The 1,134-nt window shown below is 63.1% G+C and carries 1 pseudogene; it reads left to right on the top strand.

From position 1 onward, the window contains the following. Window positions 1-1,134 (top strand): annotated as a pseudogene (locus tag FFS57_RS25060) (hypothetical protein); the annotation flags it as partial.

The following is a 1,134-nucleotide window of genomic DNA, read 5'->3' as shown; positions in this document are numbered from 1 at the left end:
CCACTCGGCCACACCACCCGCTACAACTACAATGGCCTGGGTGACCTGCTGCAGCTGGTCAGCCCCGATACCGGCACCACCCGCTACAGCTATGACAATGCCGGGCAGCTCAAAACCAAGACCGACGCCCGCAACAAGACTGAAACCCGCAGCTATGACAACCTGGGCCGGGTGACCAGCCTGGCCTTCGGCGACCAGACCCACACCTTCACCTGGGACAGCGCCGCCAATGGCAAAGGCCGCCTGGCCAGCCTGCAGGATACTTCGGGCACCACCCACTACCGCTATGACGCACAAGGCCGCCTGAGCGGCAAAACCCTCAGCTTCACCGCCATCGGTGGCGTCGGTGGCGAGGCCGGCCAGCGTGAGGTCGGCTACAGCTGGAACGAGCAAGGCCAACTCACCCAGCTGAGCTACCCCAGTGGCCTCAAGGTCACTTACAGCTACAACAGCAACGGCCAAGTCAGTGCCGTGCAACTGAATGGCCAAACCCTGCTCAGCAACATCCAATACCAACCGTTTGGCGGTATCAAGGGCTGGAGCTGGGCGGGTGGCAACACCCATCACCGCAGCTACAACCTGGATGGCCAGCTGGACCTGCTGCAACACGGCAGCCTGTACAGCAAGAGCTACCGCTGGAACGCCGCCAACCAGCTGACCGCGCAGATCGACAACCAGGCCAGCCCGCTCAGCCAGCAATACACCTACGACGCACTGGACCGCCTGAACCAGACCACCCGCGGCACCGTCACCGAGCAATACCAGTACGACGCCAACAGCAACCGCACCCAAAGCCAGGTCAACACCGCCACCACCAGCTACGGTATCGATCCGGCCAGCAACCGCCTGCTGAAACAGAGCGGCAGCAATGCCAAGAGCTATACCCTGGATGCCAGCGGCAACCAGACCAGTGATGGCAGCATCACCCTGACTTACGACAACGCCGGCCGCCCCCGCGTCGCCCTGAAGAACGGCCAGAGCGTCAGCAGCTTCTTCTACAACGCGCAAGGGCAACTGGCACTCAAGACCGCCAACAGCAAACCGATCCAGTTCGTCTACGACGAAGCCGGCCACCTGCTGGCGGAACACGCCGACCCGGCCACGCAAAGCCCGAGCCAGGACCACCTCTGGCTG

Origin of the sequence: Chitinivorax sp. B (assembly GCF_005503445.1) — a bacterium.
GTDB lineage: Bacteria > Pseudomonadota > Gammaproteobacteria > Burkholderiales > SCOH01 > Chitinivorax.
This window is presented reverse-complemented; position numbering and strand designations above follow the sequence as displayed.